This is a genomic window from Ensifer sp., assembly GCF_031989085.1.
Taxonomy (GTDB): domain Bacteria; phylum Pseudomonadota; class Alphaproteobacteria; order Rhizobiales; family Rhizobiaceae; genus Ensifer.
In genome coordinates, this window is the sequence record NZ_DALZXU010000005.1 from 214,238 (window position 1) to 240,298 (window position 26,061).

Below are 26,061 nucleotides of genomic sequence, written 5' to 3' on the forward strand. Positions count from 1 at the left end.
TCAGAAGGCGGAGCGATCCGCCTTCTTTTTTGCCTGCTCGATCATCGGCAGGGCCTGATCGTAGCTGACGCAGGCCACATCCGGTCTGGTGCAGACCTCGGTCAGCAGCCGGTTGAGCGCGCGCCAGTAGGCGCCGCCGTTCATTTCGACGAAATGGAAGCCGAGCTGCAGCGGGATGCGGTCTCCGGCATATTCCTTGTCGAAGGCTTTCCGGTAAGCCTCATAGGTGCGCGCTTCGAAGAGGGCGCTGTCTTTCTTGTTTTCCACGCCCATCGAATGGCGGACGAACAGATTGTAGTCCATGCCGATGACAGGACGCTTCGACGGCCCTTCGGGGATCAGCGGCAGGCCGAAGCGTGGCAGGCCTTCCTTCTCCGTCGGCCATCCCGGGCCCTTGGTCACCAGGCTTGCGTCATAGGTAAAGCCGGAGGCTTTGAGCGCCGGCAGCAAGCCGTCGCTCAGCGAAAGATAGGGGGCGCGGAAACCCTTGATACCGGTGCGGGCAAACTCCGCCCAGCCGGCGGGTTCGGCATCCGGTCTGTCCGCCTTCTTCCAGGCATCGCGCAAAGCTACGTCGAAGGTCTGAAATTCGCTCTGCCAGTCGGCCCTGGTCCACCCCTTGCCGTCGAAATGGCCGCAAGCATGGCTGGCGATATCGTGGCCGTCGAGATGGGCCTGCCAGATATGTCCGGCGCGGGTGGCGATCTCCTCACGGCTCTGGGCAAAGCCGACATTGGAGCGGCCCGGCTTCATCCCCGGCGGCTTGTAGATCTGCTTCCCGTCGGCGCGCGTCATCAGGAAGGTGCAGGAGAGGAAATAGGTGAAATGCGCATTGGTGCGCTTGGCCATATCAAGGCTCTTTTCCCACAGCGCGTTGTCGTGGGCGCCATCGAAGGAGACGATCACGAGCTGCTTGTCCTTGGCGGGAACGGTGGGCGCCGCACTTTCGGCCACAGGTTCGGTGGCCGAAGCAAGCGCGGGGACAAGGGCGAGGGAAAGGGCAATAAATGTTCTGATCATGATATCTGCGACGATTTGCGTATGCCGTCCCTTTATCCAGGAATGCGGCAATCCTTTGATCTGTCTGGAAATTTCTGTGCACAGAGGCTATGCGTGATACCCAGTCTCGAGTGGACAGAGCAACAATGAAGGACGGGTGACGACATGACGCTGTTGATATTGGGTATCGTGATCTTCCTGGGCATCCATCTGGTTCGCAGCTTCGCGCCGGGCCTGCGCGCAGCCGTGATTGCCCGCAGCGGCACAGGTGCCTGGCATGCGATCCACGGGATCTCGGCGCTCGTCGGCCTCGGCCTCATCGCCTATGGCTTCGACCAGGCCCGCGCCACCACTGGCATGCTCTACACGCCGCCGACGTTCCTCGCCCATATCGCGCTTACCCTGATGTTGATCGCCAGCATCTGTCTCGTCGCCGCCTACCTGCCCCCAGGCAAGATCCGGACGGTGACCAAGCATCCGGCCATCCTGGCGATCAAGATCTGGGCGCTCGCCCATCTGCTCGCCAATGGCGAGACCTCGTCGGTGCTGCTCTTCGGCACGTTTCTCGTCTGGGCGGTGATCCTGCGCATTTCGATGAAAAAGCGCTGGCGCGCCGGCGAAATCACTTATCCGGCCTTTGTTTCCTACCGCTATGACCTGATCGCCGTCGTGCTTGGTGCTGCCCTTTACGGCGTGATCGTCTGGAAATTGCACGAACTGGTGATCGGCGTTTCGCCGATGGTTGTCGGCTAAATAACGCGCGCCCCCTTACAACTGCCGCAAAATCGGGTAGAAGGCGCAAAATCCTATTAGCGTGCAGGGAAGGCCGAGAGGCCGGGGCAATCGATGGCGAACCAAGACGACAGCTTTATCCGCGAGGTGAATGAAGAACTGCGTTCGGACCAGATGAAGAATATCTGGGCCCGTTTCGGCAGCGTCATCGTGGCAATCGCCGTGCTTATCGTTCTGGGCACCGTCGGCAAGGTCGGCTACGATTACTGGAGCGACAGCGCCTCCTCGAAGTCGGGAGACGAGTTCCTGCAGGCGCTGAACCTGGCCAAGGAAAACAAGGCCGACGAGGCGCTGGCCGCTCTCGACACCCTGCAGAAGGATGGCTACGGCGCCTATCCGGTGCTTGCGCGTCTTCGTGCAGCAACGCTGCAGGCGGAAAAGGGCGAAACCGATGCCGCCGTCAAGGCGTTCTCGGAAATCGGCAAGGATACGAGCCTGCCCGAAGCCCTTCGCGATGCCGCCCGTCTGCGCGCCGCCTACCTGCTGGTCGACAACGGCAGCTATGACCAGGTTTCGGCCGAAGTCGAACAACTGGCGGTGCCGCAGAACAACATGCGCCACTCGGCGCGCGAGGCGCTTGGCCTTTCTGCCTATAAGGCCGGCGATGTCGCCAAGGCGAAGAGCTGGTTCCAACAGATCGTCGATGATGCCCAGAGCCCGCGCAACGTCGCAGGCCGGGCGCAAATGCTGCTCGACGTCATTGCCGCGAGCGGCAAAGCCTAAGCGCATATCTCTGGAGGCCGGTCCGGACTTCAGAAGGATATGTTGATTTTCAAAGCATTGAAGCGCTGTGTGTCCTGACGACACGCAGCGCTTTCAGTCGGAAACGGATACGTTCATGAGTTTCACCGTCGCCATCGTCGGGCGCCCCAATGTCGGCAAGTCCACCTTGTTCAACCGTCTGGTTGGCAAGAAGCTGGCGCTCGTCGACGATACGCCGGGTGTTACCCGTGACCGCCGTCCAGGTGATGCCAAGCTCATCGACCTGCGCTTCCGCATCATCGACACCGCCGGTCTCGAACAGTCCGCACCCGACACGCTTCAGGGTCGCATGTGGGCGCAGACGGAAGCCGCCATCGACGAGGCCGACCTCTCGCTGTTCGTCGTCGATGCCAAGGCGGGCCTGACGCCGGCCGACAATACGCTGGCCGAGATGCTGCGCCGCCGCGGCAAGCCGGTCGTGCTGGTCGCCAACAAGTCCGAGGCGCGCGGTTCCGACGGCGGCTTCTACGACGCCTTCACGCTCGGGCTTGGCGATCCGTGCCCGATTTCGGCCGAACACGGCCAGGGCATGCTCGATCTGCGCGACGCGATCGTCGCCGCGATCGGCGAGGATCGTGCCTATCCGCCGGAAGACGACGTGGCCGAGACCGACATCGACCTGCGCCCGACCGAGGGTGAGGCGGGGGAAGAGGACGACGAGGCGGAGCCTGCCTATGACGAGACAAAGCCGCTGCGCGTGGCGATCGTCGGCCGCCCGAATGCCGGCAAGTCGACGCTGATCAACCGCTTTCTCGGCGAGGACCGGCTTCTGACCGGTCCGGAAGCCGGCATCACCCGCGATTCGATCTCGGTCGAGTGGGACTGGCGCGGCCGCACCATCAAGATGTTCGACACCGCCGGCATGCGCCGCAAGGCCAAGGTGCAGGAGAAGCTGGAAAAGCTTTCGGTTGCCGATGCGCTGCGCGCCATCCGCTTTGCCGAAACGGTGGTCATCGTTTTCGATGCGACCATTCCGTTCGAAAAGCAGGACCTGCAGATCGTCGACCTGATCATTCGCGAAGGCCGGGCCGCCGTGATCGCCTTCAACAAGTGGGATCTGGTGGAAGACTGGCAGGCGGTGCTTGCGGATCTTCGCGAAAAGACCGAGCGGCTGCTGCCGCAGGCGCGCGGCATCCGCGCCATCCCGATCTCCGGCCACACCGGCTACGGCCTCGACCGCCTGATGCAGGCAATCATCGACACCGACCGGACCTGGAACCGTCGCATCTCCACGGCGCGTCTCAACCGCTGGCTCGATTCCCAGCAGGTGCAGCATCCGCCACCGGCCGTCTCCGGCCGCCGGCTGAAGCTGAAATACATGACGCAGGTGAAGGCTCGCCCGCCGGGCTTCATGATCTCGTGCACGCGCCCCGACGCACTGCCGGAATCCTATACGCGCTACCTGATCAACGGCTTGCGCAACGATTTCGACCTGCCGGGCGTGCCGATCCGCATCCACTATCGCGCGTCGGAAAACCCGTTCGAGAACAAGCGCAAGAAGCGCTGAGCCATCCCAACACCAGTGTCTTTTCAACGCCGCGCTTCGTCTTCGACGCGCGGCGTTGCTTTAACGCTGAAACGTGCAGAGGGACGCCTCAGTCGACGAGCTTGCTCTTGTCGACCAGTGCGCCGTGATGGCCAATGACGCCGGCAGCGACGCGGGCGGCAAAGGCCGCGGAAGCGCTTGGGCTGTCGCCGGCCACGAGCCGCGAGAGGAAGGCGCCGTTGAAGCTGTCACCGGCGCTGGTGGTGTCGACCACGCGCGCAACCGGTGTCGCCGGCACATGGCTTTCGTCTGACCCTTCGAATGCGAGCGTCACGCCCTTTTCACCGTCCTTGACCACGATATCGGCGACGCCGAGCGCCTTGTAGCGCGCGATCGTCGCTGCGATCGAGCTGTCGCCGAAATGCGTGACCTCGTCGTCGAAGCTCGGCATCAGCAGGTTGGCCGCGCGGGCGCCATCTGACAGCGTGCGGCGCATGCGCTCGGCGTCGTCCCAGAGGCGGGGGCGGATGTTGGGATCGAAGACCACGCGCTTGCCCGCGGCCTTGGCCCGGCGCAATTCGGCCAGCAGGGTCTCCACAGCGTCGGGCGAAAGGATCGCAAGGGTAATGCCGGAAAACAGGATGAGATCCGCGCCCTCGATGGCGCGGCGCAGATGATCCGGGTCGTCGGCGAGCAGCCGTGCCGCGGACGCCGAACGCCAGTAGGAGAAGCTGCGCTCGCCGTCCTTCAGGTGGATCATGTAGAGGCCGGGGGTGCGCCCCTCGATCTTTCGCACAGGCGTCGTGTCGATGCCCTTGTCAGCCATGAAGGCAAGCATTTCGTCGGAAACCGTGTCGGTGCCGACGGCTGAACAATAGGCGACCTGCCAGTCGCTCGGCAGGAACAGGCGGGCATAGTAGGCCGCATTGAAGGTGTCGCCGGCATAGCCCTTGCGCAACAGGCCGCCCTCGGCCTGCATCAATTCGACCATGCACTCCCCGATCGACAGCATCGTTCCGGCCAACGTCTTCTCTCCCTTTGGTTTTTCCCTTGTTGACGGGATAAGGTTCAAGGCCGGTCTCGGCAAGAGATTGTTTTTCGTTGTGGCGGAAATGCGCGACGCCGTGGTGCAGTCCGGCGTTTACTCAGGCAGCGGGCGCGGCTACATCTTGGCGCACAGATCGGTTTCACGGGGGCAGGGCATGGCGTCTCAGCAGGGTTCGGGTGACGATTGGTGGCGCGGCGCGGTGATCTATCAGGTCTATCCGCGCTCGTTTCAGGATACCGATGGCGACGGGATCGGCGACCTGAAGGGTGTGACGCGCCGGCTCGCCCATATTGCCTCGCTCGGCGTCGACGCCATCTGGCTTTCGCCCTTCTTCACCTCGCCGCAGGCGGATATGGGCTATGATGTCTCTGATTATTGCGATGTCGACCCGATGTTCGGCACGCTTGGCGATTTCGATGCGATGCTTTCGGAAGCGCACTGCCTCGGCCTCAAGGTGATCATCGACCAGGTGATTTCGCATTCGTCCGACCGCCATCCCTGGTTCATCGAAAGCCGCAGTAGCCGTCAGAACCCGAAGGCGGACTGGTATGTCTGGGCCGATCCGAAGCCGGATGGCACGGCGCCCAACAACTGGCTTTCGATCTTCGGCGGGCCGGCCTGGGAATGGGACGGCGTGCGCAAGCAATATTACATGCACAATTTCCTCGCCTCGCAGCCGGATCTCAACTTCCACAATCCGCAGGTGCAGGATGCCGTGCTCGATGCGGCGCGCTTCTGGCTCGACCGCGGGGTCGACGGCTTTCGGCTCGATACGGTGAATTTTTACTTCCACGATCGCCACCTCAGGGACAATCCACCGCTGGTGCCCGACCCGGATGCGACCAGCAACGACGCGCCCGACGTCAACCCCTACGGCATGCAGGACCACCTCTACGACAAGAGCCAGCCGGAGAACGTCGCCTTCCTCCAGCGCTTCCGGGCCCTGCTCGATGGCTATGGCGGGCGCACGACGGTGGGCGAGGTCGGAGACGGTGCCCGCTCGCTGAAGACGGTTGCCGCCTATACCAGCGGCGGTGACAAGCTGCATATGTGCTACACCTTCGATCTGCTTGGCCCGGACTTCAGCGCAAGCCATATCCGCCGCTGCGTCGACAATTTCCAGAAGGCCGTCACCGACGGCTGGGTGTGCTGGGCGTTTTCCAACCATGACGTCATGCGCCATGTCAGCCGCTTTGCCGAGAGCGAGGCGGAGCGCGAGGTGGTGGCCAAGCTCGCGATCACGCTGCTTTCGACCCTGCGCGGCTCCGTCTGTCTTTATCAGGGCGAAGAACTCGGCCTGCCGGAGGCGGACGTCGCCTTCGAGGACCTGCGTGATCCCTATGGCATCCGGTTCTGGCCGTCCTTCAAGGGCAGGGACGGGTGCCGCACGCCGATGGTGTGGGAGGCAACCACGAGGAATGCCGGTTTCTCCGGTGGAAAGCCGTGGTTGCCGGTGCCGGCCGAACAGTCGCGGCTCGCGGTCGATACGCAGGAAGCAGGCGCCGATACCGTCCTCAATCACTATCGTGCCATGCTTGGCTTCCGCCGGTCCTATGCGGCGTTGCACGATGGCGACATGTCGTTCCTCGAGAGCAATCGCGACCTGCTGGCGTTCACGCGCCAGAAGGATGGTGAACGGCTGCTTTTCGTCTTCAACCTGACGCGTGAGCCGCAGGAGTTCCTTGTTGCCGATAAAGCGGTGGAGACCGTGTCGCTACCAGGCCAATCGACTGAGGTTGCAGGCGGGGTGCTGAAGCTCGATGGCCTCACCGCCTATTGCGGGAAGCTCTGATGCGCGTGTTGCTGATGGATGTCGAGATGATCGGCCGCTGGCTGGAAATGCGGCTGGCGCTCTGGTCGGATACGCCGGCAGCGGTGCATCGCGAGGAGATCGACGGCTGTCTTGCGGCTGACGACCGGCAGGCGGCATTTCTTTGCGAGGACGATGCGGGCGTTGCAGCGGGCTTTGCCGAGGTGTCTCTACGCAGCGATTACGTCAACGGCTGCGAGACGTCGCCCGTTGCCTTTCTCGAAGGCATCTACGTGCTGCCACGCTACCGCCGCCACGGAGTGGCCCGGGCGCTGATCACGGCCGCAGAACGCTGGGCGATCGGCCATGGCTGCCGCGAGCTGGCGTCGGACACCGATATCGACAATCTGGAAAGCCACGGACTGCACATGGCGCTCGGCTTCGAGGAAACCGAGCGGGTCGTCTATTTCCGCAAGGAGCTTTCCGGCCCCGCTGCCGACAATTGAGCGGAGCTTTCCGTTCAGCCGATCAGCATGAACTTGTCGACATCGACAAGTCCGCGGTCGGAGATCTTCAGGTGGGGTATCACCGGCAGCGGCAGGAAGGCGAGCTGCAGGAAGGGTTCTTCGAGCGTCGCGCCGAGCGCGAAGGCCGCCTGACGCAGGTGATGCAGCGTGTCGCGCACGGCCTCGTGCGGCTCCAGGCTCATCAGGCCGGCGACCGGAAGCGCGATCTCGCCGGTGACCTTGCCATCCTCGACGACGACGAAGCCGCCCTTGATCTCGCCGAGACGATTGGCAGCGGTTGCCATGTCCTCGACATTGACGCCGACGACGCAGATGTTGTGGCTGTCATGGCCGACCGTGGAGGCGATCGCCCCCTTCTTCAGGCCGAAACCCTGGACGAAGCCATTGGCATGGTTGCCGTTGACGCCGTGGCGCTCGATCACCGCCACCTTGATGATGTCGCGGCCGAGGTCGACGCCGGTCTCGTTGCCATCGGCCGGCAGCCTGTAGCGGCGATGCTCGGTGATGATCTTGCCCGGCAGCACGCCGATGACGGACGTGTCGCCGTCGGAGGTGGGTACGCCGAAGTCGCTGGCGTTGACATGGCCGGCCTTGACGCTGTCGAGGCCAACGGGGGCAACCGGCGTGCGGGTGGCAAAAAGCGCGTCGGTCACGCGGCGGCCGCCGGACAACACCATCTGCGCCCTGCAATTTTCCAGACTGTCGAGCACCACGAGGTCGGCGCGCCAACCGGGTGCGACGAGGCCGCGGTCGCGAAGGCCGAAGGCGCGCGCGGCCGAGATCGAGGCGGCGCGATAGATCGCCAGCGGCTCGACGCCGGCTGATATCGCGGTGCGGATCATGTGGTCGAGATGCCCCTGCTCGGCGATATCGAGCGGATTGCGGTCATCGGTGCAGAGCGCGAGATAGGGCGACAGCCGTTCGGTGATAATCGGCATCAGCGCATGCAGATCCTTGGAGACCGAGCCTTCGCGCACGAGGATGTGCATGCCCTTGCGGATCTTCTCCATCGCCTCTTCGGCCGTCGTGCATTCATGCTCCGTGCGGATGCCGGTGGACAGGTAACCGTTGAGGTCCTTGCCGCTCAAGAGCGGAGCGTGGCCGTCGATATGGCCGCCCTGGAATGCCTCGAGCTTGGCGAGGCACACGGGATCCTTGTGCACGACGCCTGGGAAGTTCATGAATTCGGCAAGGCCGATCACCTTTGGATGGTGGCGGAAGGGCAGCAGCCGTTCGATCGGCAGGTCGGCGCCTGACGTTTCCAGGTGCGTTGCCGGCACGCAGGACGACAGCTGGACGCGAATGTCCATGATGGTTTCGAGCGCGGAATCGAGAAAGAACTGGATGCCCTCGGTGCCGAGCACGTTGGCGATTTCGTGCGGATCGCAGATCACGGTGGTGATGCCGAGCGGCAGCACGCAACGATCGAACTCGTGCGGCGTGACGAGCGAGGATTCGATGTGCAGATGCGTGTCGATGAAGCCGGGCACGACGATGCGCCCGGAGATGTCGATCTCCTCACGGCCCTGATAGTCGCCATAGGTGCCGACGATCCGGTCGCCTGAAATCGCGATGTCGGAGGCAACGAGGTCGCCCGTCGCCAGATCGAAGAAGCGCCCGCCCTTGAGCACGATGTCTGCCGGCTCGCGGCCGACGCCCTGGTCGATCATTCGTTCCAAAGCTGACGACATCTCTGCATTCCTTATTTCGGTCTCTGGATAAGATTAACCCTCTCCCCGTTGCCAGGGAAAGGGCCGGTATACGCGTATGTGACGCTATCAGATATTGTTGACGAGCACGTCGCGGAGCTTGTCGAACAGCTCGTCGATTTCCGCCTTGGAGATGATCAGCGGCGGCGACAGTGCGATGATGTCGCCGGTGGTGCGGATCAGGAGGCCCTTTTCATAGGCCTTCAGGAAGGCGTTGAAAGCGCGCTTGGTCGGTTCGCCAGCGATCGGCTGCAGCTCGATCGCCCCGATCAGGCCGACATTGCGGATATCGATGACGTTGGGGCAGTCCTTCAGGGAATGAAGGCCGTCTTCCCAATAGGAAGCGAGTTCGGCCGCGCGGGTGAGCAGGCCCTCTTCCTTGTAGGTGTCGAGCGTGCCGAGGGCTGCGGCCGAGGCGATCGGGTTGCCGGAATAGGTGTAGCCGTGGAAGAACTCGATGAGGTGTTCCGGGCCGTTCATGAAGGCGTCGTGGATTTCGGAGGTCACGAACACCGCACCCATCGGGATGACGCCGTTGGTCAGGCCCTTGGCGGTGGTGATGATGTCAGGCGTCACGTCGAAATACTGGGCTGCGAACGGTGTGCCGAGGCGGCCGAAGCCGGTGATGACTTCGTCGAAGATCAAGAGGATGCCGTGCTTGGTGCAGATGTCGCGCAGCTTCTGGAGGTAGCCCTTCGGCGGGATCAGCACGCCCGTCGAGCCCGCGACCGGCTCGACGATGACGGCGGCGATGGTCGAGGCGTCGTGCAGGGTGACGATGCGCTCGAGTTCGGTCGCGAGATCCCCGCCGTGTTCCGGCTCGCCGCGGGTGAAGGCGTTCTGGGCCGGCAGATGGGTGTGCGGCATGTGGTCGACGCCGGTCAGGAGCGTTCCGAACATCTTGCGGTTGGAGACGATGCCGCCGACCGAGATGCCGCCGAAATTCACGCCGTGATAGCCGCGCTCGCGGCCGATCAGGCGGGTGCGCGAGCCGTCGCCCTTGGCGCGGTGATAGGCGAGCGCCACCTTCAGCGCGGTCTCGACCGATTCGGATCCGGAATTCGTGTAGAGCACATGGTTCATGCCCTCAGGCGCGATGTCGACCAGGCGATTGGCAAGCTCGAAGGCCTTGGGGTGGCCGAGCTGGAAGGCCGGGGCATAGTCGAGTTCGCCCGCCTGCTGACGGATCGCCTCGGTGATCTTCGGGCGACAATGGCCGGCATTGACGCACCAGAGGCCGGCCGTACCGTCAAGCACCGTGCGACCGTCATGGGTCGTGTAATGCATGTCCTTGGCGCCGACGAACAGGCGCGGCTCCTTCTTGAATTGCCGGTTGGCGGTAAACGGCATCCAGAAGGCACGCAGGTCGTTCGGCGTGGTATTGAGGCGGTTCGACATTCCAGTTCTCCTCGGCATGGTCCGGTGTCGGGCGGTGGTGCCCGCTTGGATTCTTTTACCCTTTGGTCAAACTATCAGGGCGCCGGTTCGGGTCAAGTCTGGCGCCGCGACCTGGCGATGCCGGCGCGCCCATTCATGTCGAGGCGGTCGGTGCGGGCCCTGGTCATTTCTGAACGCGGAATCGTCCCGTTGGCGGCGGACGTTTTCTCAAGTTTAACCTGTTTGCGGCAACGCTACCGCGCCGTGTATCGCCGGGTCCATGGCGGCTCTTCCCGATCCGGCGACCAAGCAAATGGAGTGGCGAAAAGGTGTCGAGGTTGGGTATCGCGCAGGCGGCGATTGCCGTCCTTATTCTGCCTGGCATGGCAGCGGGCGCCGAGCTGATCGTCGACGGTCGCTTCGAGCACGGTGAAGACAGCTTCTGGGCGGGAGACGGCGTGACGCTTTCGCGCGACGGCGGGCAACTCTGCGCCGACGTTTCGGCGGGTGGCGAGACCTGGGACCGACTTGTCGGCCTTAACGGGTTGAAGCTCGAGCCCGGCCTTCACTACAGGCTGGCGTTGACGACAGACGCCGTGCGAGCGGTGCCGGCCCGTATCCAGCGCGGCGCCGAGCCCTGGACGACGCAGGGCGAATTCATGATCGCCGGCGCACCCGAACCTGCGCCTTTTTCGGCAGACTTCATGGCGACGGAAGCGGACGAGGCGCAACTGATCTTCCCGCTTGGCGGAGCAGAAAAGCCCTGGCGCTTCTGCGTGGACGATGTGTCGCTCACGGAGATTGCCGCACCTGCTGCAGCCAATCGGGCCAAGGATGGGCCGGCGATTCGCGTCAATCAGCTCGGCTATCTCACCGATGGACCCAAGCGAGCGACGGTGATTTCCGATGCGCGCCAAGCCATTTCCTTTCAGCTGGTCGACGCGGGCGACGCCGTTGTCGGCGAGGGAACGACCCGCCCGAGTGGTTTCGACCCATCGGCCGGCGTGAGGACGCATGTGGCGGATTTTTCCGCCTATGCCGTTCCCGGCGACGGCTACCGGCTGGTTTCGGGCGACTGGAGCAGCGACCGGTTTTCGATTTCCGACGATCTCTACGGGCGCTTGACGGTCGATGCGCTGTCCTGGTTCTATCCGCAGCGCAGCGGCGTGAAGATCCGGGGCGATATCGCCGGCAAGGCCTATGCCCGGCCGGCCGGGCATATCGGCGTCGCGCCGAACGAAGGCGACACATCCGTCGGCTGCCTCTCGGGGCCGGCGGCGAAGGCGCTTTATGGCGACTGGTCCTGCTCCTATCGCCTTGACGTTTCCGGCGGCTGGTACGATGCCGGCGATCACGGCAAGTATGCGGTCAACGGCGCGATCTCGGCGGCGCAGCTTTTGGCGACCTATGAGCGGGCGCGTTCCTTTGGGGGCGCCAAGTCGCCGGCGCTCGGTGATCGGCTTTCGCGCATACCCGAGAGCGGCAACGGCATTCCCGATCTGCTCGACGAGGCGCGATGGGAGCTGCAATTCCTGCTCTCGATGATGGTGCCGGACGGCGAGCCGCTTGCCGGAATGGTGCACCACAAGATCCATGATACCGAGTGGACCTCGCCACCGATGCTGCCGAGCGAAGACCCGAAGGCGCGGGCGCTTCATCGGCCTTCGACGGCTGCGACCTTCGATGTCGCGGCGGTCGCGGCCCAGGCATCGCGGCTCTATGCCAAGGACAATCCGAGCTTTGGCAAACGGTTGCTTTCGGCGGCGCGCAAGGCCTGGGTCGCGGCCAATGCCAATCCCGTCCTGACCGCGCCGAAATCGGACGGCAACGCGGGTGGTGGCGATTATGACGACGACGACGTTTCCGACGAGCTTTATTGGGCCGCGACAGAGCTGTTTCTGACGACCGGGGACGCGAAATATCTCGAGGCGCTGCGCGCGTCTCCCCATTGGTCGGGCGAGGTGCTGCATGCGACCGGTGCCTTCGACTGGCGCAACGTCGCCGGCTTCGCCCGGCTGCAGCTGGCGCTTTACGGTGAAGCCTTGCCCAAGGCCGATCTCGCCATGATCAGGCGCTCGGTTCTGACGGCCGGGCGGGACTTTCTCACGCGACAGGCGGCTGAACCATTCGGACAGATCTACAGGCCGAGAAACCACCGCTACGACTGGGGATCGAACCAGCTGATCCTGCAGAACATCATCGTGCTTTCGGCCGCCTTCGATCTCTCTGGCGACAGGGCCTTCCTCAACGGCGCGCGCGAGAGCATGGATTATCTGCTCGGCCGGAATGCACTGGCATTCTCCTACATCACGGGCTACGGGGCGCGGTCGCCGGTCAACCAGCACAGCCGCTGGTATGCCCGGCAGGTGGATCCGAGCCTGCCCAACCCGCCAGTCGGATCGCTGGCGGGCGGGCCGAATTCGACGCCGGTCGATGCGATCGCCAAGCAGCGCCTGACCGGGTGCGCACCGCAAACCTGTTATGTCGACGATATCGAGGCCTATGGCTCCAATGAGATCACCATCAACTGGAATGCGCCGCTCGTCTATGTCGCGTCGTTCCTTACCGACGCACGCTAGGGGGCCGCAGTGATGACCGGAATTGCCTTTGTCGGGACCGGCTTCGTTGCCGATTACTACATGACGACGCTTGCCAACCATCCGCAACTCCGGCTCACGGGCGCATGGGACCGCGACGTGGCGCGCCTGGATGCATTTGCCGACTATTGGAAGGTCGAGTGCTACGCGTCGCTTGAGGAGGTGCTGGCTGACCCGGCGGTGGCGATCGTCGTCAACCTGACGACGCCGGAGAGCCACTATACCGTAAACCGTGCGGCACTTTGCGCCGGCAAGCACGTCTATTGCGAGAAGCCGCTGGCGATGGATGTCGACGAGGCGAGCGAACTGGTGGAACTGGCGAAAGAACGGGGGCTCGTCCTTGCCGGCGCGCCCGCCAATGCGCTCAGCGAAGCGCATGCGCTCTGCGCCTCGCTGCTCAAAGGCGGTGCCATCGGCACGCCGCGCCTTGCCTATGCCGAAATGGAGGACGGCCCGGTGTTCAAGGCCAACTGGCGTGACTGGCGCAGCCGTTCCGGCGCCCGCTGGCCGGGCGTGCACGAGTTCGAAGTCGGCTGCACGCTTGAACACGCGGGCTATGCGGCAAGCTGGCTCGTCTCGCTGTTCGGTCCGGTTGCCGAGGTCACTGCCGTTTCCGCGCTGACCTTCCCGGACAAGGGGCCGGGCACGGAGAGCCTGCGTCTCGGCCCGGATTTTTCGGTCGGCTGCCTGTCATTCCGCTCCGGTGTGACGGCGCGGGTGACCTGCGGACTGGCGGCACCGCGCGACCGTTCGCTGACCATCATCGGCGACAAGGGCACCATCGTCGTGCGCGATCTCTGGGACAACCGTTCGCCCATTCATCTCGAAGCCTTCGGCGCCAAGCGCTCGCTGCAGCATCGCGTTCTCGACTGGGTCGAGTGGAAGGTCGGTCGCAAGCTGCCGCTCAGGCTCTATGCCGGCAGCAAGGTCGGGTATCCCAAGCGGGCAGCGACGTCAGCCTTGCCCGCCTATCCCTCGAGGATCGACTTCGTCGGCGGCATCGCTGCGCAGGCCGACGCAATCGCAAAGGGAACGACGCCGTTCTTTTCCGGCGCAACCGCGCGCCATCTGACGGAGATCGTGCTTGCCCTCAACAACGGCCGGCAGGGCTACCGTCCACGCGACCTATGATGGCGGCAGGCCGCGGATCGTTTCGATGATCTCGATGGCCTGCAGGCTTCGCGATGTCGGCATGAGCAGATGCTCGTGCCAGCCTTCCAGGATTGCGGCGCTCGCGGCCTCGATCTCGAACTGCAAGCCGTTGCCAGGGAAAGGCAGGTCAAAGCGCTGAAGACCGGGCAAGGAGATGCGCCTGGCGGCGCGCGTCAACCCTTTCGCCCACAGGCCCCGGCCTCTCGGTGCGATCGCCTTGCGCACCAGGCCGTTGTTGGCAAGGAACAGGCGGCTCGCCTTCAGAAACGGTGCGTCGATGACGAGCGTGCCGCGATCGCCGTCGATGACGAACCGGTTTTCGCCGTCGCGCTCGAAGCCACAGGACAGATGAGCCTGGAAGCCGGTGTAGGACAGGCACATGTCAGCCGAGAGATCGACACCGGTCGGTGCGCGCTGCCAGCGGCCTTCGACTGCCTGCGGCTGGCCGAACAGATTGAGGCAAAGCGACAGCGGATAGATGCCGAGGTCAAGCAACGAGCCACCGCCGAGCCTCGCGTCAAAGAAGCGGCTGTTGGGATCAAACGGCTTCTCGTAGGCAAGCTCGGCCGTCACGTGCCGGATGCGCCCGAGAGCCTCTGCGTCCAGCAGCGCGCGGGCCTTGGCGATCGCGGGCAGGAAGCAGGTCCACAGGCCCTCCATGGCGAAAAGCCCCTTGGTCGCCGCAAGCGCTGCGAGCGACCGCGCGTCGTCGAACGACGTCGCCAACGGCTTTTCGACCAGAACGGACTTGTTCGCCGACAGGAAGACGATGCCCTGCTCCAGGTGGACGGCGTTGGGGGAGGCGACGTAAACCGCATCGATAGCGGGATCGGCGGCAAAGGCATCGATGCTGGAATGGGCTATGATGTCGCCGAACCGGGCGGCGAATGCCTCGGCCTTGTCCTTGCTGCGGGAATAGACGGCCGTCAGCTCGGCGTTGCCGGCAAACTGAATATCGGACGCGAAGCTCTCTGCGATCGCGCCGGTACCGGCGATGCCCCAACGGACCTTGTCTTGCATGAACCCGATGTCCCGGCTGTTTCGCTCGGGGCGCATCCTGCCCCTGAAATCTCAAGGGCGGGTAAACATCGACGACAAGCATCGGAATGCCCAGCAAACGGAGCCCGCCCGCCCTTCGACAAGGCAATGGCTATGCGCGGTTTGCCGGGCTCCAGAAATGAATAAGCCCCGCGCGATCGCTCGAGTGGGGCTACTTCAGGGCAAGATCCCTGTTACGGACTGATGAGGTCAGGCCGAGCGGCGGACCAACGTCTTTTCTGCCATGGCGTTTGCTTCGACGCCATAGATGTCGGACAGGGTACCCAGAATTCTCATGACGGCGTCAGACGAGCTGGAATAGTAGATCGTCTGTGCGTCACGGCGCGTGCTGACCAGGTTCTGGGCGCGCAGTTTCGACAGATGCTGGGACAGAGCGGACTGGCTCAAGCCCACCTTGTTGGCCAATGCGCCGACGGCCATCTCTTCCTTGACAAGGGAATCGAGGATGAGAAGGCGCTTAGGATTTGCCATGGCCGAGAGGAAGCCGGCTGCTATCTCGGCTTCATCGTGTTTTTCAGGCGAAAGTGGCTGCATTGCGTGCTCCATGCGAAAATTACATCACACGTAGTTATGGTTGACGAAGGACGATAATTAGTCGTGATGCATAAAAGGGCAACTACCTACTGCAAGAAATGGGGGTATTTGGCGAGCGATTAACCGTAAAGTTCGCGCAAAAGTGGCCGTAACTCCGAACTGTCCTGCAACGGGGCAGGGAAATCGAGCCGCTTCAATTGGTCGCCATGGGCGAGATCCAGTCCGGCCGCGTCGATGCCCACCACCTTCCAGTCGCCTGCGGGCGCATTGCAGAGTTTTTCAGCATAAAATCTGACCGCTTCTCCATGATCGGCATTCATATGCTCGATTGCGCCGTTTTCCATGGCGGCGAGAGATACGGTGGCGGGCGAATCGATCACGAGATCTGCGGCCGACAGCACGTAGGCCCGGCCAAATCCACCGTTAAGGCTCGCACGTAACGGGTTCAGGCGGAAGAAACCGAAGTCCGGGAAATCGACATAGAGCTTCGATTTCGGATGCCGGCGGACGAAACGCTCGCGTATGCGGGCGTGTGCGTCCGAATCACGCGCAACCGCCTCCGCCTCGCACTGGACCGTGAGCCGAGGATGGGCGAGCGGATCGCCCTTGCCGGGTTCTCCCGTCAGAAGCGAGGCGCGGGTATCGGCGAGCAGCGCCTTGGTATGGGTCGACAGTTTCGAGATCAGGATCAACGGCACGCCATCGACATCCATGCCGACGAGCACGCGGCTGACGAAGGGGAAACCGCCGCTTTCCGGCTCGATGGCCGCAAGGGAGCCGCTGCGGGCGCCGCGCAGAAGTGTGTGCGCGAGCTTGCGCGCTTCATCGTCGGTTTCGCGCAAAACGTTCGGCTTGTCGGTCATTCCTCGGTCCTTCCTGACGTGCAGCCCGCACCCCGAACGCAAAAGCCCGGAACGGGTCCGGGCTTTATTGGCTTCTTGTGCGCTTTCGTCAACTTTTGTTGCGGTGTCGCGTCAGGCCCTCGACGATGTTCTGCGCATTGATCGTGCCGACGACGGAACCGTTGTCGACGACGCCGACGCTGCCTGGCTGGCGGGACATGGCGTCGAGGATGTCGACCAGCGGCGTCGTCGGTTTGGCGGTCGCCGTCACGCCGGCGACGGTCGCCCCACGCTGGACGCCGGTCTGCATCACGTCCTTGGCCGTCAGCATGGTGATCGGGTTCATGTGCTGGACGAAATCGGCGACATACTGGTTGGCGGGGTTTCTGACGATGTCCTGCGGCGTGCCGCACTGGATGATGCGCCCACCCTCCATGATGGCGATGCGGTTGCCGATGCGGAACGCCTCGTCGAGGTCATGGCTGACGAAGACGATGGTCTTCTTCAAACGCCGCTGGAACTCGAGCAGTTCGTCCTGGAGGCGCGTGCGGATCAGCGGGTCCAGGGCCGAGAACGGTTCGTCCATCAACAGGATCGGCGCGCCGGTGGCAAAGGCGCGGGCAAGGCCGACGCGCTGCTGCATGCCGCCCGAAAGCTCGTTGACCTTGCGGCCCGCCCATTTCGTCAAGTTGACGAGTTCCAGCTGTTCGCCGACGCGGGCCTTGCGCTCCGCATCCGGCATCCCGGCAAGCTCCAGCCCGAAGCCGACATTGTCGGCAACGGTGCGCCAGGGCAGCAGCGCGAACTGCTGGAACACCATCGATACGGTGTGCATGCGGAAGTCGCGCAGCGACTTCGGCGACGTGCGATAGGGGTTGAGTGGCCCGTTGGCGGTCTTGACCTCGACTTCGCCGCGAACGACGGGTGCAAGGCCGTTGACGGCGCGAAGCAGCGTCGACTTGCCGGAGCCCGATAGCCCCATCAGCACGAGGATCTCGCCCTCGTTGATCGACAGCGTTGCACCGGCGACGCCGAGCACCAGGCCCGTGGCGGCGCCGATCTCGTCGCGGGTCTTGCCCTGGTCGACCATCTGCAGCGCGGTCTGCGGATTGTTGCCGAAGATGATGTCGACGTTCTTGAATACGACGGCGTCGGTCATGCGCCTTCTCCTTCGTCGGACGAGCGGAACAGGCGGTCGAGGATGATGGCGAGGATGACGATGCAGAGACCGGCCTCAAAGCCCTTGGCGACATTGACCGAGTTCAGGGCGCGAAGGACCGGCACGCCAAGTCCGTTGGCACCGACCAGCGCCGCGATGACCACCATCGACAGCGACAGCATGATCGTCTGGGTGAGGCCTGCCATGATCTGGGGCATGGCGAAGGGCAGTTCGACCTTGCGCAGCACCTGGCCGGGCGTCGCGCCGAAGGCCTGGGCGGCCTCCACCAACGAGGGCGGCGTCGAGATGATGCCGAGGCGGGTGAGGCGGATGGGTGCCGGAATGGCGAAGATCACGGTGGCGATCAGGCCCGGCACCATGCCGAGGCCGAACAGGATGAGGGCAGGGATCAGGTAGACGAAGGTCGGGATCGTCTGCATCAGGTCAAGGATCGGCCGCATGACGGCGTAGACCCAGGCCCGGCGCGCAGCGGCAATGCCAAGGGGCACGCCGACGGCCATGCTGACGACGCTGGCTGCCAGCACCAGCGCCAGCGTCTCCGTCGTTTCCTTCCAATAGCCTTGGTTGATGATCAGGAGGAGGCCGAGGCCGGTGAACAGCGTGATGCCGAGCGAGCGGCGGAACCACCAGGCAAGGGCGGTGATCACCGCGACCACGATCAGCGGGTGCGGCGTCTGCAGGACATAGAGCAGGATGCCGACGACGCCGGACAGGAAGCGGGCGAGCTGGTCGAAGAACAGCTCGAAGTTCGTCGTCAGCCAGTCGACGAACGCCTTGGCCCAGCCGCCGATTGGGATGCGGTACTCGGTCAGAAATTCCACAGGGGTGAATCCGTCTCGTCAGATCAAAACTATCGCGCGATGCGGTGAAAAAGGCGGGGTTTTCCCCCGCCTTGTCGTCGCTCAGAGCCCGAGCGCGGTCTTGGCGGCTGCGAGGCCCTCGCCACCGTCCTTGGTGGTGACGCCGGCGAGCCATGGTTCGATCGCCGCCGGGTTGGCCTTCAGCCATTCCTTGGCGGCGGCATCCGGTTCCTTGCCGTCGTTCAGGATCTTGCCCATGATCTCGTTTTCCATCTGCAGCGAGAACTTGAGGTTCGTCAGCAGCTTGCCGACATTCGGGCATTCGGTGGTGTAGCCGGCGCGCACATTGGTGAAGACGCTGGCGCCGCCGAAGTTCGCGCCGAAGATGTCGTCGCCGCCGGAGAGATAGGTAAGCTTGAAATTGGCGTTCATCGGATGCGGTTCCCAGCCGAGGAACACGATGGGCGCGCCGTCTTTTTCAGAGCGGGCGACCTGCGCCAGCATGCCCTGTTCGGAGGATTCGACCACTTCGAAGCCCTTGAGGCCGAAGGTGTCCTTGTCGACCATGTCGATGATCAGGCGGTTGCCGTCATTGCCCGGCTCGATGCCGTAGATCTTGCCTTCGAGCGCATCCTTCTGGGCGGCAATGTCCTTGAAGTCCTTGATGCCGAGTTCGGCACCCTTGGCGTTGGTCGCCAGCGTGTATTTCGCGCCTTCGAGGTTTGGCCCGAAGGATTCGACCGACTTGTCGTCGAGATAGGGGCGAACGTCGTTTTCCTGGGTCGGCATCCAGTTGCCGAGGAAGACGTCGATGTCCTTGTTCTTCAGCGAGGTGTAGGTGACCGGAACGGAGAGAACCTTGATGTCGGTCTCATAGCCGAGGCCCTTGAGAACGGCGGAAACCGTAGCGGTGGTGGCGGTGATATCCGTCCATCCGACGTCGGAGAAACGGACGGTGCCACAGCTTTCCGGCTCGGCTGCCGCGGCGTTGCCGGCAACAAGGGCAGCCACCGAAACGGCGCCCGCGAGCAAGAATTTGAGAGAGAGTGCTTTGTTCATCGTTGTCGTTCCCCTGCCTCTATTATTGTTTTAGCCAAACACCATTGGATAGCGAATTCAAGCGCTTTGATGTCGAAGGAAGTGTATTGCGTCAATACGCGAGCGGGATGCACGCTGCGACGCAGAATGTCGCAATGCCTACGAAATGGTCAAGTCGGGCGAAAAACTGTGGGCCCGTGCAATCGGGCTCTGGCCTTCGGGGCCAAGCCTCGTCATGTACCGACGAAACGATTTCCGGAAGCGGCAGGACATGGCCAAACTCTATTTCAGCTATGCGACGATGAACGCGGGCAAGAGCACGCTCCTCTTGCAGGCGTCCTACAACTACCAGGAACGCGGCATGCGCGTCGTCATGCTGATTGCGGCCTTCGACGACCGGGGCGGCGCCGGGCGCATCTCCTCGCGCATCGGTCTCGATGCGGACGCCATTCCCTTCCATGGCGACGATGATCTCTATGGCTTGATCGAAACGCTGCACGGCGACGGCGGCGGCAAGATCGCCTGCGTGTTCGTCGATGAGGCGCAGTTCCTCAACGAGGAGCAGGTCTGGCAGCTGGCGCGGGTCGCCGACCGGATCGGCATTCCCGTCATGGCCTACGGATTGCGCACCGATTTTCAAGGAAAGCTGTTTCCGGGCTCGATGGCGCTTCTGGCCATCGCCGACGAACTGCGCGAAGTGCGCACGATCTGCGACTGCGGCCGCAAGGCGACCATGGTCGTGCGCCTTGACGGGCAAGGCAACGTCGTGCGGCAGGGCGCGCAGATCGAGGTCGGCGGCAACGAGAAATACGTTTCCTATTGCCGGCGCCACTGGGAAGACAAGATGCGCTGCGATCCGGCGTGACGCGTCAAAAACGGAGTCCGTTCAAGGTTTTCTGCCGGGATCTTGCGGCGTCGTGACATCGTCGTCAGGTTCTGATTGATGGGTGGTGCTGTGATGCGACGGCATGGCGTCTTGAGGGCGACGCATTCGAAATGTCATGGTCCCGTATCTGTCCGATGAGGTGCCCAATGCCGCGTCTGCTTCCGTCTCTCCTTTTCTGTCTCTGTCTCGGGGCGGCGCCCGCTCATGCCGGCGGCGATGCCAAGGCTGGGGCGGCCGTCTTCCGCAAGTGCGGGGCCTGCCACACGGCGACCGAACCCAACAACCGGGTGGGACCGAGCCTGATGGGCGTCATCGGTCGCCCGGCCGCTTCGGTCTCCGACTACAGCTATTCCGAAGCCATGAAGGCTTTTGGCGCTGAAGGTCACGTCTGGGACGAGGCGACGCTCAGCGAGTATCTGTTGAGCCCCAAGGTAATGGTGGGTGACACCAAGATGAGCTTTGCCGGTTTGAAGAAGCCGCAGGACATTGCCGACGTCATCGCCTATCTGAAGGATCCGGCGGCTGCCAAATAGGCAATGCGTCGATATCTCAAGCACTTCGGCGGAGAGGTTGACCAAAAAAAGCCGGGCGCCGAGGCTTGTTCTCTTGCTATAAACACCCTTTATATACCTGCAATCGAAGGCTGAACAATTCGGCCCGGACGGCACCCGTTGCCTCAAGCGATCCAGGGGGATGATATGGCTTCTCTTCAGAATTTTGACGCGGAGATCGAGAAGACGAAAAGCGTTGTCGAGCAGATGCGCGGCAAGCTTGCGCAGTCCGGCGTCGTGCTGGAGCAGTTCGCCAAGTCCGAGACCAAGCTCGGCGACGTCAATTTCGATATCGAGAACGCCCGCATCCAGGACGTCATCAACCAGCAGAAGGTGATGGAGGCCAACATCGCCGACCTCATCATCGGGCTGGAAGATGCGACCAATGTCTTCGGCTCCGAGTTCGAGAGCATGAAGAACTATACGGGATACGAGAAGTTCATCGGCATCTTCTCCAAGCAGAAGATGCAGCGAATGCGCACGGACCGGGTGCGCAACATGTCGCTCGCCGGCAACCTGCAGGAACTTCTGTCGAAGTCCGACACCATCGTCGGCATCCTCAAGGATCAGAAGTCGATCCTCGACCAGCGCTACAAGACCTCTGAGCAGAGCCTGATCCAGGTGATCGAGCGCCGCAAGGTGACGATGGCCAATCTCGAGGAAACGCAGAAGCGGATCGAGGAACTGAACCCGCTACTGCTCGATATCGAAAACCGCATTGCGGCGTCGACCGAGCAGAAGGTGCGCACCGAGCTTGAAGGCGAGCGCTCGGCGCTCGCGACCGAATACAACGAGAAGCAGGCGAAAGAGCAGGAGCTCCTGGCCGAAAGCCAGACGCTCGAGCGCTATACCTCGATGTTCCAGACCTTCGTCGATTCGCTCAACAACCAGATCGCCGCGCAAAACACGCTGATCAACAAGCTGACCATCGATACCGAACAGCGCATCGTGCTCTACAAGGCGCTGGAAGATTCGTTGAAGACGGCGGCCCAGCAGGACGTCGCCCACAAGATCAACACGCTCGGAAGCCAGGTCGACACGGCAGCCGAGGAGACGATGGCCGGCATCGGTGCCGCCGCCCAGCGCCACATCGGCGATCTCCTCGAAATGCACGAGAAGAACATGCTGTCGACGCAGGACATCCAGCGTCGCAAGAAGCTGGCCGACGACGCCTTTGCCCGCCGCTTCCAGGCCGTCATGGACAAGCACAACACCGCCAACTACGTGAAGCAGTGATTGGCGCCAGGCAATGCGCATGAGACGATCCGAGTTTACGTTGTGGCGCGCGACGGGGGGAACGGCATGAAAGTCGCAGCTTCTCCCGCCGTTGCCCAGTATTTCGCCTCGATCCATTCGGCGCTGGCCGGGCTCGAGCTGTTTCTCGGCGACCGCAATTCGCCGCTCTACCGCAACACCGTCGTCGGCGAGGTGATCGTTCCCTATCTGGCGCGCCTGAAAGCGTCGATCGCCTGCTGGGAAAACCGCATCGGCTTTGTCGAACAGTTCCGGATCTCCCGGGCCGAGAGCGGCTTTCCCGTCTTCCAGAACGTGCTCGAACTGGAAAACGATCGCCAGACGGCGGCTAAGCGTCTCGCCGACATTCCCGCGGCCGATGCGCTGCGTGAGGAGATGGCCGATTTCATCCTGAGGCAAAAGGCCTTTCCCGAGGCGCTGCAATCGCGCATGGCCGAACGGCTCTACCTCGAGCAGATCGGCAAGGGCGAGATCTTTTCACCGTTCATCCTGCCGGAGACGATCCGCGTCGCCGTCAATCCAAAGACCATGCGGCCCTATTACGTGGTGAGCTGGGGCGCATTCGACGGCACCCAAACCCTGCCGATCGTCTACATGGCGACGATCGAGGACTCGTCGGAGAAGATCGTCGAGATGCTCGTGACCGAGGATGGCAAGCTCAATCCGCAGGTCGAGATCCCGCTGCCGGTCGGCGGCCTGCTCAATCCCGAGCTTGCCAGCCGCTTCGATGATTTCGCCTCGAAGAACAGCGCCTATTCGCTGACGCCGGTGACGATCGCCACCAACATGGACAAGGATTTCCCCGAGCTGCATCCCAAGCAGCTGCGGCGCATCGTGCTCGGCCCGTTCTATTCGGCCGGGATCACCGAGAACAATGCGAAGATCAACGAGATCCTGTCCAAGGTGCGCAAACCCGAAAACGCCTGGCTGCTAACCTGGACGGTGCAGGAGGTGTTCTCCAAGGCTGAGCGCGCCGCCAAGCGCGGCTTCTGGTCGACGACGCCGGCGCAGGAAGAGTTCCACATCGATACCGACAATCTGGAAGCGACACGCATGGGTGTCTCGTCCTACGAGAAGCATGCTTTGGTGCCGCACGATGCCTACCAGGCCCTTTATGCCGCGGGCGAAGCGGAGCAGGTCTTCGGTGACTACAAGGTGCATGTCATCTCCGGTAACCAGGTCGTGAGCGAGGTTTAAGCATGACACTCAATGCCGGGCTGACGACACTGCACGAAGACGAGATTGCCAGGCACCAGGCGGTAGCCCAGGGGATGGTGACCAAGCTGGTGATCCTCGAGCGGGACGAAGGCCCGGCCGGCGCGCCGCTCGCCGGCACCGGAAGGCGCTTCGTTTCCACCGTTTCGACCGGCGGCCAGCGCCGCACCCGCGAAGTTGAGCTTGCGCGCACCGTCCAGGCGGTGCGACAGGGCGACCCGATGCTGTCGCCGGCGCAGCATGCCGTCCTCTACCGCACCCGCCGCGGCATCCAGGTGGCGCTTGCCGTCGCCGACGTCTTTTCGCGCCAGACGAGCCTCGAGCAGTTGCAGGCCCGCAATTTGACCGCGCCGCTCGCCGGCGAAGAAGCCAACCAGTTCAAGGCGCTGCTGAACGCGTCCGCCTATATCTCGGCCTTTACGCTTGCCGCCTATCTCGGTGCGACGCTTTCGGGCGAGGGCGAGCCGGTCGACGACGCGGTCGAGCCGGACTTCCTGTTCGACACGCCGCAGGATGCCTTGAAGGCGATGATTGCGGCACTCGACCGGAGCATTTCAGGTGCAGCCGACGATCTGGCGCTGACGGCGCGGGCGCGGGCCTTCTCGCGCGTCGCCATCGAAGGGCTGATCGCGCGCAAGGGCCGCTTTACCGGCCTGCAGAGCTTCGAGACCGTGCATATCCGTCTCGACCAGGACGATTTCACGCTCAACGGCTTTGACGTCGCACCGGGCCAGAAGCGCAAGCCGCTGGTGATGACCTTCAAGAAGCCGGAAGAAATCATCGGCAATCACATCGCCAAGTATCAGGCGCTGAAACTCGCCAAGATGCTGATGGCCTACGACTTCGACCGGCAGATGAACCCGTTCGTCGAACTGGGCGGCTTCCTCTTCACCTTTATCGGCGACGGCATGCCCGGCACCGGCAAGACGATCCTGATCCAGATGCTTGCCGGCATGCTCAACGAATATTGCGAGATTGCCGGCTACGCCTTTCACTACGAGAATTTCGGCGTCGACCAGATTTCGTCCTACCAGGGCAAGTCGGGCCAGAACTGCAAGGAATTCGTCAACAACGTCATCAACCCGCGCGCCATCGGTTTCGGCACCATCGACGATGTCGACCAGGTGGCGGCCAAGCGCTCCGACGACCGGGCGTCCGCTGGCCAGCACGAGGTGACGGCGGTGCTGATGGAAAGTTTTGCCGGCGCCTCGACCGTTGTGCGCGGCAACTGCACCTTCGGCATGTTCTCTAACTACCCTGAGAATGTCGACGATGCGCTGAGGCAGCGCGCCGGCGCCCGCTGGCTGGTCGATGGACCGCAGACGGAAGACGATTACATCGATATCTTTGCGCTGCTCGTCGGCAAGAACCACAAGATCCCGCTCGGCGAACACGCGCTGTTCGAGGGCCAGGAGATCAAGCGCGCCGTGTCGCAATCCTATGAGGCGCATTCGCGACCGCAGGAAGAGGGCCTCGTGTCCGTATGGGAGCGATATCAGAAAGAGAAGGGCGGGCTCGCCACGCTTGCCGATGTCGGGGCCTATCTGCACATGATCAAGGAGGCGGAACCGCGCTTCACCGGCCGGGCGATCAAGAACATCACCGACGCGATCAAGCTGAGGGCCATGGACGTCGAGTTGCCGGACGACTGGTTCAAGGACGCCGGCTCGTTCATGCACAAGGCCTACGATGAAAAGAAGGCGATGATCGAGGCGCTGCGCGGCCCGATCACCATCGAGATGGTGCTGCAGGAAATCAACCGCTACGCCGACAGCGAATTCCGCTACACCGACAAATCGGACGATGCCGCCGTCACCGACATCATCCGCCGCGAGCGACAGCGCGAAAAGGCGATCCGCGAGATCGAGGCGATGAAACGCGACGGCCGGTGGCAAGGGTGATGGCGACGCCGGTCATGCTTTGCCGCGGAGTCGGACGCGTGTTGTCATACGCGACGCCGTCCCCTCTCCCCGCCCGCGGGGAGAGGGCTAGGGTGAGGGGCGGACAGTGAGAGGCGCCAATACGAGGGAGACAGCCCGCGCCCGTCTTCTCAGGCGAGCGGACAACGAAGCCGAAGAGACATTGTGGGCGGACCTAAGAGGTCGCCGCCTCAATGGATACAAGTTCGTGCGGCAGTTCCCAATCGGCCGATACTTTGCAGATTTTGCATGTCGGGATCATCATCTCGTCGTCGAAGTAGACGGCAGTCAGCACGCGAATATGAGTAGCGATTCAATCCGCGATATGTACATGGTGACCAACGGTTGGAGCGTCGTCCGGTTCTGGAACACTCACGTTCTGAGGGAACGCGGGACGGTCCTCGAAACAATCGTCGCAATTATCGAGAAGCGATTGCTGGTAGAAGTGAGGACAACGGATTTGACGTTCATTCCGGCGGGCGGAAGACATGACTGAACGACGGAGATTTGCCCCTCACCCTAGCCCTCTCCCCGCAGGCGGGGAGAGGGGACGTGGCCCGTGCCGGGCTTGCGCCAGGGAGGAT

Annotated in this window: 23 protein-coding genes; 13 read left to right on the plus strand and 10 right to left on the minus strand. The window is 63.0% G+C overall.

Annotation, left to right across the window (positions count from 1 at the left end):
- On the minus strand, positions 1-1,020 hold the full coding sequence (locus RTP54_RS21575) for a polysaccharide deacetylase (protein ID WP_312365747.1): 1,020 nt from the start codon (positions 1,018-1,020) through the stop codon (positions 1-3).
- A gap of 144 nt (positions 1,021-1,164) precedes the next feature.
- Here RTP54_RS21575 and RTP54_RS21580 point away from each other — a divergent pair, with 144 nt between their 5' ends.
- From RTP54_RS21580 to der, 3 genes are all read left to right on the plus strand, one after another.
- Positions 1,165-1,752: an NnrU family protein gene (locus RTP54_RS21580; RefSeq protein WP_112812125.1), complete on the plus strand. Its 588-nt coding sequence runs from the start codon at positions 1,165-1,167 to the stop codon at positions 1,750-1,752.
- 93 nt (positions 1,753-1,845) lie between these two features.
- Positions 1,846-2,514, plus strand: coding sequence for a tetratricopeptide repeat protein (locus RTP54_RS21585; protein ID WP_112812126.1), 669 nt, complete (start codon positions 1,846-1,848; stop codon positions 2,512-2,514).
- 115 nt (positions 2,515-2,629) lie between these two features.
- Positions 2,630-4,060 (plus strand): ribosome biogenesis GTPase Der, encoded by a 1,431-nt coding sequence (gene der, locus RTP54_RS21590; RefSeq protein WP_112812127.1) that lies wholly within the window; start codon positions 2,630-2,632, stop codon positions 4,058-4,060.
- 88 nt (positions 4,061-4,148) lie between these two features.
- Here der and RTP54_RS21595 read toward each other — a convergent pair whose 3' ends face one another.
- Positions 4,149-5,063, minus strand: a complete 915-nt coding sequence (locus RTP54_RS21595) for a sugar kinase (RefSeq protein WP_312365748.1) — start codon at positions 5,061-5,063, stop codon at positions 4,149-4,151.
- A gap of 178 nt (positions 5,064-5,241) precedes the next feature.
- Between RTP54_RS21595 and RTP54_RS21600 the strand changes: the two genes are divergently transcribed.
- Together RTP54_RS21600 and aac(6') are read left to right on the plus strand one after the other, a co-directional pair.
- The gene (locus tag RTP54_RS21600) at positions 5,242-6,879 is read left to right on the plus strand and encodes an alpha-glucosidase family protein (RefSeq protein ID WP_312365749.1); all 1,638 of its coding nucleotides are present in this window, start codon (positions 5,242-5,244) and stop codon (positions 6,877-6,879) included.
- Positions 6,879-7,343 (plus strand): aminoglycoside 6'-N-acetyltransferase, encoded by a 465-nt coding sequence (gene aac(6') / locus RTP54_RS21605; protein WP_312365750.1) that lies wholly within the window; start codon positions 6,879-6,881, stop codon positions 7,341-7,343. The genes RTP54_RS21600 and aac(6') overlap by 1 nt, the downstream gene beginning before the upstream one ends.
- A gap of 14 nt (positions 7,344-7,357) precedes the next feature.
- Here the strand turns inward: aac(6') and ade are convergent, their stop codons facing one another.
- Both ade and RTP54_RS21615 read right to left on the minus strand, forming a co-directional pair.
- Positions 7,358-9,055 carry an adenine deaminase gene (ade, locus tag RTP54_RS21610; protein ID WP_112815346.1) on the minus strand — a complete coding sequence of 566 codons (1,698 nt, stop codon included), beginning with the start codon at positions 9,053-9,055 and terminating at the stop codon, positions 7,358-7,360.
- A gap of 87 nt (positions 9,056-9,142) precedes the next feature.
- On the minus strand, positions 9,143-10,471 hold the full coding sequence (locus RTP54_RS21615) for an aspartate aminotransferase family protein (RefSeq protein WP_112812131.1): 1,329 nt from the start codon (positions 10,469-10,471) through the stop codon (positions 9,143-9,145).
- Positions 10,472-10,779: 308 nt separating this feature from the next.
- Between RTP54_RS21615 and RTP54_RS21620 the strand changes: the two genes are divergently transcribed.
- Together RTP54_RS21620 and RTP54_RS21625 are read left to right on the plus strand one after the other, a co-directional pair.
- The gene (locus tag RTP54_RS21620) at positions 10,780-13,029 is read left to right on the plus strand and encodes a glycoside hydrolase family 9 protein (RefSeq protein ID WP_312365751.1); all 2,250 of its coding nucleotides are present in this window, start codon (positions 10,780-10,782) and stop codon (positions 13,027-13,029) included.
- 12 nt (positions 13,030-13,041) lie between these two features.
- Entirely contained in the window at positions 13,042-14,178 is a 1,137-nt protein-coding gene (locus RTP54_RS21625) for a Gfo/Idh/MocA family oxidoreductase (RefSeq protein WP_312365752.1), read from the plus strand.
- Here RTP54_RS21625 and RTP54_RS21630 read toward each other — a convergent pair.
- The 6 genes from RTP54_RS21630 to RTP54_RS21655 form a co-directional block, all read right to left on the minus strand.
- Entirely contained in the window at positions 14,173-15,219 is a 1,047-nt protein-coding gene (locus tag RTP54_RS21630) for a Gfo/Idh/MocA family oxidoreductase (protein ID WP_312365753.1), read from the minus strand. The genes RTP54_RS21625 and RTP54_RS21630 overlap by 6 nt on opposite strands.
- A gap of 228 nt (positions 15,220-15,447) precedes the next feature.
- Positions 15,448-15,792 (minus strand): ArsR/SmtB family transcription factor, encoded by a 345-nt coding sequence (locus RTP54_RS21635; RefSeq protein ID WP_112812134.1) that lies wholly within the window; start codon positions 15,790-15,792, stop codon positions 15,448-15,450.
- A 119-nt stretch (positions 15,793-15,911) separates the two neighbouring features.
- On the minus strand, positions 15,912-16,655 hold the full coding sequence (locus RTP54_RS21640) for a HugZ family protein (RefSeq protein WP_312365754.1): 744 nt from the start codon (positions 16,653-16,655) through the stop codon (positions 15,912-15,914).
- Positions 16,656-16,743: 88 nt separating this feature from the next.
- Positions 16,744-17,793: a choline ABC transporter ATP-binding protein gene (choV, locus tag RTP54_RS21645; RefSeq protein WP_112812136.1), complete on the minus strand. Its 1,050-nt coding sequence runs from the start codon at positions 17,791-17,793 to the stop codon at positions 16,744-16,746.
- Positions 17,790-18,635 carry a choline ABC transporter permease subunit gene (choW, locus tag RTP54_RS21650; RefSeq protein WP_112812137.1) on the minus strand — a complete coding sequence of 282 codons (846 nt, stop codon included), beginning with the start codon at positions 18,633-18,635 and terminating at the stop codon, positions 17,790-17,792. Before choW ends, choV begins: the two co-directional genes overlap by 4 nt.
- 81 nt (positions 18,636-18,716) lie before the next feature.
- Positions 18,717-19,673, minus strand: coding sequence for a choline ABC transporter substrate-binding protein (locus RTP54_RS21655; RefSeq protein WP_112812138.1), 957 nt, complete (start codon positions 19,671-19,673; stop codon positions 18,717-18,719).
- Positions 19,674-19,923: 250 nt separating this feature from the next.
- Here RTP54_RS21655 and RTP54_RS21660 point away from each other — a divergent pair, with 250 nt between their 5' ends.
- The 6 genes from RTP54_RS21660 to RTP54_RS21685 all read left to right on the plus strand — a co-directional run bounded on the left by RTP54_RS21660 (position 19,924) and on the right by RTP54_RS21685 (position 25,973).
- Positions 19,924-20,517 (plus strand): thymidine kinase, encoded by a 594-nt coding sequence (locus RTP54_RS21660; protein WP_312365755.1) that lies wholly within the window; start codon positions 19,924-19,926, stop codon positions 20,515-20,517.
- Between the two features lie 167 nt (positions 20,518-20,684).
- The gene (locus tag RTP54_RS21665) at positions 20,685-21,071 is read left to right on the plus strand and encodes a cytochrome c family protein (RefSeq protein ID WP_312365756.1); all 387 of its coding nucleotides are present in this window, start codon (positions 20,685-20,687) and stop codon (positions 21,069-21,071) included.
- A 165-nt stretch (positions 21,072-21,236) separates the two neighbouring features.
- Positions 21,237-22,325, plus strand: coding sequence for a hypothetical protein (locus tag RTP54_RS21670; protein ID WP_112812140.1), 1,089 nt, complete (start codon positions 21,237-21,239; stop codon positions 22,323-22,325).
- Positions 22,326-22,391: 66 nt separating this feature from the next.
- Positions 22,392-23,540, plus strand: coding sequence for a hypothetical protein (locus RTP54_RS21675; RefSeq protein ID WP_112815412.1), 1,149 nt, complete (start codon positions 22,392-22,394; stop codon positions 23,538-23,540).
- Between the two features lie 2 nt (positions 23,541-23,542).
- Positions 23,543-25,459, plus strand: a complete 1,917-nt coding sequence (locus RTP54_RS21680) for an AAA family ATPase (RefSeq protein ID WP_112815350.1) — start codon at positions 23,543-23,545, stop codon at positions 25,457-25,459.
- A gap of 106 nt (positions 25,460-25,565) precedes the next feature.
- Positions 25,566-25,973 carry a DUF559 domain-containing protein gene (locus tag RTP54_RS21685; protein ID WP_312365757.1) on the plus strand — a complete coding sequence of 136 codons (408 nt, stop codon included), beginning with the start codon at positions 25,566-25,568 and terminating at the stop codon, positions 25,971-25,973.
- The last annotated feature ends 88 nt before the right edge of the window (positions 25,974-26,061 follow it).